The sequence below is a fragment of the Candidatus Omnitrophota bacterium genome (assembly GCA_013791745.1).
Lineage (GTDB): Bacteria > CG03 > CG03 > CG03 > CG03 > CG03.
Window position 1 is genome coordinate 1 of sequence record VMTH01000134.1, and the last position, 6,250, is coordinate 6,250.

Annotated in this window: 7 protein-coding genes; all 7 read right to left on the bottom strand. The window is 49.7% G+C overall.

The window, feature by feature from the left end; translation table 11 throughout:
• Positions 1–284: hypothetical protein (locus FP827_06385; protein MBA3052694.1), on the bottom strand; the 284-nt coding region annotated here is incomplete at its 3' end.
• Positions 281–1,366: a phospho-N-acetylmuramoyl-pentapeptide-transferase gene (locus FP827_06390; protein ID MBA3052695.1), complete on the bottom strand. Its 1,086-nt coding sequence runs from the start codon at positions 1,364–1,366 to the stop codon at positions 281–283. The genes FP827_06390 and FP827_06385, both read right to left, overlap by 4 nt.
• A gap of 23 nt (positions 1,367–1,389) precedes the next feature.
• Positions 1,390–2,880: a UDP-N-acetylmuramoyl-L-alanyl-D-glutamate--2,6-diaminopimelate ligase gene (locus FP827_06395; protein MBA3052696.1), complete on the bottom strand. Its 1,491-nt coding sequence runs from the start codon at positions 2,878–2,880 to the stop codon at positions 1,390–1,392.
• Complete coding sequence (locus FP827_06400) at positions 2,870–4,525, bottom strand: penicillin-binding protein 2 (GenBank protein MBA3052697.1); 1,656 nt, start codon at positions 4,523–4,525, stop codon at positions 2,870–2,872. The genes FP827_06395 and FP827_06400 overlap by 11 nt, the downstream gene beginning before the upstream one ends.
• A complete protein-coding gene (locus FP827_06405; GenBank protein MBA3052698.1) occupies positions 4,512–4,832 on the bottom strand; it encodes a hypothetical protein in 321 nt (106 codons plus the stop codon). The genes FP827_06400 and FP827_06405 overlap by 14 nt, the downstream gene beginning before the upstream one ends.
• On the bottom strand, positions 4,829–5,698 hold the full coding sequence (rsmH, locus tag FP827_06410) for a 16S rRNA (cytosine(1402)-N(4))-methyltransferase RsmH (protein MBA3052699.1): 870 nt from the start codon (positions 5,696–5,698) through the stop codon (positions 4,829–4,831). Before rsmH ends, FP827_06405 begins: the two co-directional genes overlap by 4 nt.
• The gene (locus FP827_06415) at positions 5,695–6,123 is read right to left on the bottom strand and encodes a hypothetical protein (protein MBA3052700.1); all 429 of its coding nucleotides are present in this window, start codon (positions 6,121–6,123) and stop codon (positions 5,695–5,697) included. Before FP827_06415 ends, rsmH begins: the two co-directional genes overlap by 4 nt.
• Positions 6,124–6,250: the final 127 nt, after the last annotated feature.

Genomic DNA, 6,250 nt, shown 5'->3' on the forward strand with positions numbered 1-6,250 from the left:
GAATAGGCGAATTCAAATTCGCCCGCCACAGGTATTTTTCTGCGCTTTGCCTCGCGGACAAAACTGTTTTTAGGGTCTATTCCCGGAGAAAGTATCATCATATTTATTTCTCCGAGCCGCCGGGAGATGTCATCCTGGAGGATGCATTCAGCGCCCGGTATTCTGATCTTTTTAGTGTCTGAAACGATCACATTCGAGCCTTTGCTGAGGAGAAACTTTGCCATCGCCCTGCCGCTCTTTCCGCCGCCGCAGACGAGTACTGTTTTGTTTTTCAGTTTTATCATCTCACTTTCAGCGTCAGCAGGGCCAGTATTATGCAGAATATGCCCATTATCCAGAATCTCACCACGACTTTTGACTCCGGCCAGTTTTTGAGTTCAAAATGATGATGGAGAGGCGCCATTTTGAAGAAACGCCTGGATGTCTTTTTGTAGTACAGCACTTGTATTATAACGGAAAGCGCTTCAACGACAAACACGCCTCCGGCTATGATCAGCAAAGCTTCCTGTTTTATGAGCACGGATATGGCGCCTATTACCCCGCCCAGCGGCAGAGAGCCTGTGTCGCCCATGAATATCTCGGCCGGCGGCGCGTTGAACCAGAGAAAACCCAGTCCCGCCCCTATGATGATAGTCAGGAAAATCGTGATCTCACCTGCCTGAGGCACATAGGGAAATTTAAGGTATCCGGCGAATTTTATATTGCCGGCTATATATGCGAGGATGGCAAAAGCCGCACTCACCAGTATAACGGATCCGATGGCCAGGCCGTCAAGTCCGTCTGTCAGGTTCACCGCGTTGGAGGAGGCCACGATGATGATCGAGGTGAAGAGGATATAGAAAACGCCTGTGTACAGGATGATGTTCTTGAAAAACGGTATGCTCACTGCCGTTTGCCCTTCGGGAAAAGCCGGATGAAAAAACATATAAATTCCCAGCCCTATTCCCGCCGCGGCCTGAAACATAAGTTTGGTTTTGGCGGAAAGGCCTTTCGCCGACTGTCTTTTGATTTTTTTGTAGTCATCCATAAATCCGCACAGCCCCAGAATAAAAAGGACGCCCACGACTATATATGTGAATTTGCAGTCCAGCCGCATCCACAGCAGCGCGTTTATGATTATGGCCGGGATGAGGATCACTCCCCCCATCGTCGGCACTGTCACTTTCTTGTGGTGATTCACGAGGGAGTCCTCTCTCACGGCCATGAGAAGTTTTTTGCTCTTAAAATAATTTATCCACATGGGTACCGCGACAACCACGAAAGCGAATGAGGTTATTATCCCTCCCAGGGCGCGGAACGAGATATAGCGGAACAGATTGAATCCGAAGAAAAATTCTTTAAGCGGAACGAATAGCCAATAAAACATTTAACCTCCTGTCTTCAATGATTTCATTTTTGCGTTTTTAATATTTTTTTTACAGTTGCTATATCGCTGTAAGGGATTTTTTTTTCGCCCACTATCTGGTATTCCTCATGCCCCTTGCCCGCTATCAGTATGATATCGCCCTTTTCCGCCATGGCAATGGCGCCGGAGAGCGCTTTTTTACGGTCCAATTCCACCCGCCACGGGGGGTTTCCATCCGTGAATTTAGCGCCTTCGGTTTTTCGCATACCGACTTCTATATCCAGCGCAATGGCCCGGGGATCCTCGTTTCGCGGATTATCGGAAGTTATCCACGAGAAATCCGAGTTCTCGAAAACTATTTTTCCCATCAAGGGCCTTTTCCCCCTGTCCCTGTTCCCGCCGGCGCCGAAAACGGTGATGATCCTTTTTTGTGTCAGAGGTTTCAGCGACCGGATGACCTTTTCCAGGGCGTCCGGCGTGTGGGCATAATCCACATAAACGGTAAAACCTTTTTCCGATGTAATTCTGCTCAGGCGCCCCTTGATGTCCAGAAGTTTCTCAAGGCCCTTTTTTATGATCTCGACGCTGAAACCCTCTTCCCGCGCGAGCGCGAAAGCCGCCAGGGCGTTCATGGCATTGTGTTCGCCCGGCAGCTTAAGTTCTATTCTGATTTTTTCCTGGGAGTTTTTGACCTCAACAATTGTTCCCGCGATGTCCATGCTGATTATCTTTCCGCTGTAATCGGCGTGCTTGTTAATGCCGTATGTGACCTTTTTGAGAGGTAGTACGTTGAGGATTTTTTCCGACCACGGGTCATCAGAGTTTATCACCGCCAGGCCTTTATCGCCGCAGCTCTCGAAGACTTTTTCAAAGAGCCGGCGTTTCGCCGCGGCGTAGTTTTCCATGCTCCCGTGCCAGTCGAGGTGCTCGCGCGAGAGATTTGTGAACACCCCCGCTTTAAATGTAAGGGCTTCGGCGCATTTCCGGTCCAGCCCCTGAGAGGACATTTCTATAAAGCAGCGCCGTCCTCCGCTTTTGACAAATTCCGCCAGCAGTCTTGATATATCCGCGGATTCCGCGGTCGTGTTTGGCAAAGTGAAAATTCGCTTGCCGAACCTGTAATTGACGGTGCCGAAAACCGCGCATGATTCGCCGGATGCTTTGACTATGCTCTCCAGCATATAAGTGACGGTTGTTTTTCCGTTAGTCCCGGTGATGCCGTACAAATCAATTTTTGTTGAAGGGAAGCCGTAAAAGGCCTCGGCCATGCGCGCCATGACCGTTTTTATATCCGTCACTTTGATTGACGGCACGCCAGCTTGGTGAGATCTTTGCGAGGCGACCGCTGATGCTCCTTTTTTCACGGCCTCCGGTATGAAGTTGTCACCGTCTGCGGCGCTTCCGGGCAAAGCGAAGAACAAATCCCCCTTTTTGGTCTGCCGGCTGTCATAAGAAACGCCTGTGATTTCAGCGTTGCCGCCGTATACCGCGGCCGTATCGATCCCCGATTTTAAAATAAGTTCGTCAAGTTTCATTCTTTTTTTCTCCGCCCCCGGCCGCGGCCGCCGGGGCTATTCCGTAAATATCTATGATCTCTTTTACTGTCTGGCGAAAAGCGTCCGCGCAAACGATACCGCCGTAGTAATGTTCCTGCGGTTCATCCAGAGCGATGAATATTACAAATTTCGGATCCTGTTTAGGGAAAAAACCGCCCAGCGACGAGAAATATGTTTTTTCGGAATATTTTCCGGCTTTTGTATCGAATTTCTGGGCGGTGCCGGTTTTCCCGCATATTTCCCACCCCTGTAATCTGACATTAACGCCGGTGCCTCCTTCCACCACCTGGAAAAGCATTTCTTTGACCGTATCCGATGTTTTTTTCGTTATAGCGCGGCGGATTCTTACGGGTTTTGTCTTGTGGACTTTTTTCCCGGAGGCTTCGATTATGCTCTCCAGTATACAGGGTTTTATCAGCACGCCGCCGTTAGCTATCACGGCGAAAGACTGCGCTATCTGAAGCGGCGTGGCTGCGATTTCCTGGCCGAAAGAAATGTAATTGAGGGAGGTGCTCTCCCATGTGTCGATTCTTTTGAGCAGCCCCCTGGCCTCACCCGGAAGTTTGATTCCCGTAGGGCATCCGAATCCGAAATCACGGGCCGCTTTGTACAGCGCGTTCCTGCCCGCGAGACTGCCCACCTTGCAGATGCCTATGTTAGATGAGAACTTTATGATATCACTGACAGTGAGCCAGCCGTAGGGGTCATGGTCGCTTATTTTGATTCCCGCGAATTCAAAGGAGCCGTTTTCGCAGAAAAATTTATCTTCAGGCGTCACAACGCCGTTTTCTATCGCCGCGGCTACCGTCACTATTTTGAAAGTTGAACCCGGCTCCACAGCGTCGGATATGATAGGATTTTTAAGCAGGCTGTCCGCGTCCGGGCCGGCCATTACGGCTGCGAGGATTTTTCCCGTGTGGGGTTCCATGACTATGCCGTAACCGCTGCGGGCCCTGTAACGGGAGACCGCCAGGTCGATTTGCCGGTAGAGAAATTCCTGCAGCCTGCCGTTTATGGTCAGTTTTACGCTGTCACCGCCGGCATGCAGCATATCGGGGTCATTGCTCAATAGCAGTTTTCCGGTGGCGTCGATCTCTATTATCTCGCCCTGTCCGCCCTCGAGCTCTTTGTTGTAGCCGTATTCCAGACCGCCGGCTCCGGCATTTTCATAGTTTGTGAAACCGCATATAGGGGAGTAAACTGGGCTGTCCAGGTAAATGCGTTTTTGAGCGGGAATAAATTCCAGTTTTTGGGCAACCGGATTCTGTCTGAGAGCTTCCGTTTCCGCCGGAGAGAGGAATTTGATCAGAAGCTGTCGTGACGCGCTGGCATCGGGAAATTGTAAATCTGTTTCCATGCGCGCAAGGAGGGCCTTTTCGCCGCCAGTCAGATGTTCACCTTTCCTCAGGAAGATCCGCTTTCCGCGTATGGAGGAGGCTATGATATTTCCTTCGGAGGTGATTATATTCCCGCGGAGTTTTTTAACCTTCCCGAAAGCCCTCCTGCTGGAGGTGATGACGTTTTTTTTGACGGTGTGAAGATATATTATTCTTAAGCCCAGCGCCGTAAAAAGCAGCGCGAAGAATATGCTGATTATGGTGAAGCGCGCGTTACTTTGAGGCATTTGTATCGTCCATGAAAATTATTTTTGCCGGTTCGGCCCGGCGGAGATTAAAGTGCCGCTCTATGAATTTATCAGTCTTCCCCATCCCCGTGTAACCGTTTATTTTTTCCACGAGTCTCATGTGCTCAAAATTTTTCTCCTGCCAGACCGCGTTGAGATCGGATATCTGGTAACCGATTTTTATGGTTTCGGCGCTTTGGGTAACGATTATACCTATCAGCGTCAGCGTCGCCGCGCCCCATATGGCGGCGGTTTTTATCAGTGCGTCATGTTTGCCGCGGGGTTTTAGCCTGTGTGCCGATGTCATATGATTTGCGCGGCTCTCAGCCTGATACTTCTCGCGCGCGGCTGCGTGCGGCTTTGAGCGTATGTCGCTTTAACGGCTTTTTTTGTCAGAAGTTCGACGGTACCGTCAGAGGTAAGTTTTTTCAGCGAAGTTTTTACAATCCTGTCTTCAAGGCTGTGGAATGTGAGGAACACCGCCCTGCCGCAGGGCTTTAATACCGCCGGCAGAAAAGAAAAGACCTTCCGCACATTGTCCATTTCACCGTTCACGAAAATGCGCAGAGCCTGAAAAGTTTTGGTGGCGGGATGCGTTTTTCCTCCCCGCGCGCATTTTTTAATGATTTCCGCCAGCTTCGAGGCGGTGTCTATTTTATTTTTCCCCCTCTCTTCGACGATGCTTCTGGCTATACGCCGGGAACGGTGCTCTTCGCCGAATTCGTAGATGACGCCGGCGAGTTCTTTTTCGGGAAACGAATTTATGACATCCCATGCCCGCAGAGGGCTCTGGAGGCTGTAGCGCATATCAAGGAAATCATCTTTCATGAAACTGAAACCCCTGTCCGAATTGAGCTGGTATGTTCCGACGCCGAAATCAAAAAGTATACCGTCGGCTTTGGGAAGATCCCTGTTTTTGAGCAGGTTGGGCAGATCCGTGTAGTTTGAGTTTTCAATTGTTATCCTGCCGTCGCGGAAGATCTCGTTTTTTTTAAGCAGTGAACAGAGGTCTTTGTCCAGATCCGTCATGAGCAGTCTGCCGTTTTCGCCGAGTTCATCGAGTATGACTTCCGCAAGATAGCCCATTCCCGCGGTGGCGTCTATGTAAAAACCGTCCTTTTTGATGTTCAGATAGCGGATAACCTCTTCGCCGAGCAGCGGGCCCTCTTTCATAATTTGATATCCAGTTTGTCGGCGTATCCGGCGTATGTTTTAGCGTTGGCGTTTTCATATTCGGCGAATTTTTTAGGCGGCCACAGTTCGTATAATCGTCCGATTTTTATGAGGAGCAGCTCTTTTGCGATGCCGCATTTTTTTTTGAGGGCATCAGGCAGAAGAACGCGTTTGTGGGGATCCGCTTTTACCGAACAGGAATGGGCGTAAAAGATCCTAAGGAATTTCCTGTTGTCTTTTGAGGCGTAATTGAGAAGTGAGAGTTTTTCGCGTATCCGCTGCCATTCTTTTTCGGGATACATGAAAAGACAGCCGTCCAGGCCGAGAGTCAGGTGGAATATCCTGCCGTCTTTCAGCATTTCCCCGCGCACGGAAAACCTGTTTTTTGAATCAAGTTTATATATATTTTTAGAGTTATTCAGCATTATCCCACTTTCCCCCACCTCCTGTCTGTAAAACTATAAATTACACGGTGCTTTATGTCAATAAGCCACTGCGCCGGATAAAGATAAAGCGCCCCCCGAAAAGTCGATTTAGAGCGATATAGGAAAA

Excerpts from the sequence above, each read along its gene's own strand:
- FP827_06390 (MBA3052695.1), bottom strand. The coding sequence starts at position 1,366 with ATGTTTTATTGGCTATTCGTTCCGCTTAAAGAATTTTTCTTCGGATTC.
- FP827_06395 (MBA3052696.1), bottom strand. The coding sequence starts at position 2,880 with ATGAAACTTGACGAACTTATTTTAAAATCGGGGATCGATACGGCCGCG.
- FP827_06400 (MBA3052697.1), bottom strand. The coding sequence starts at position 4,525 with ATGCCTCAAAGTAACGCGCGCTTCACCATAATCAGCATATTCTTCGCG.
- FP827_06405 (MBA3052698.1), bottom strand. The coding sequence starts at position 4,832 with ATGACATCGGCACACAGGCTAAAACCCCGCGGCAAACATGACGCACTG.
- rsmH (MBA3052699.1), bottom strand. The coding sequence starts at position 5,698 with ATGAAAGAGGGCCCGCTGCTCGGCGAAGAGGTTATCCGCTATCTGAAC.
- FP827_06415 (MBA3052700.1), bottom strand. The coding sequence starts at position 6,123 with ATGCTGAATAACTCTAAAAATATATATAAACTTGATTCAAAAAACAGG.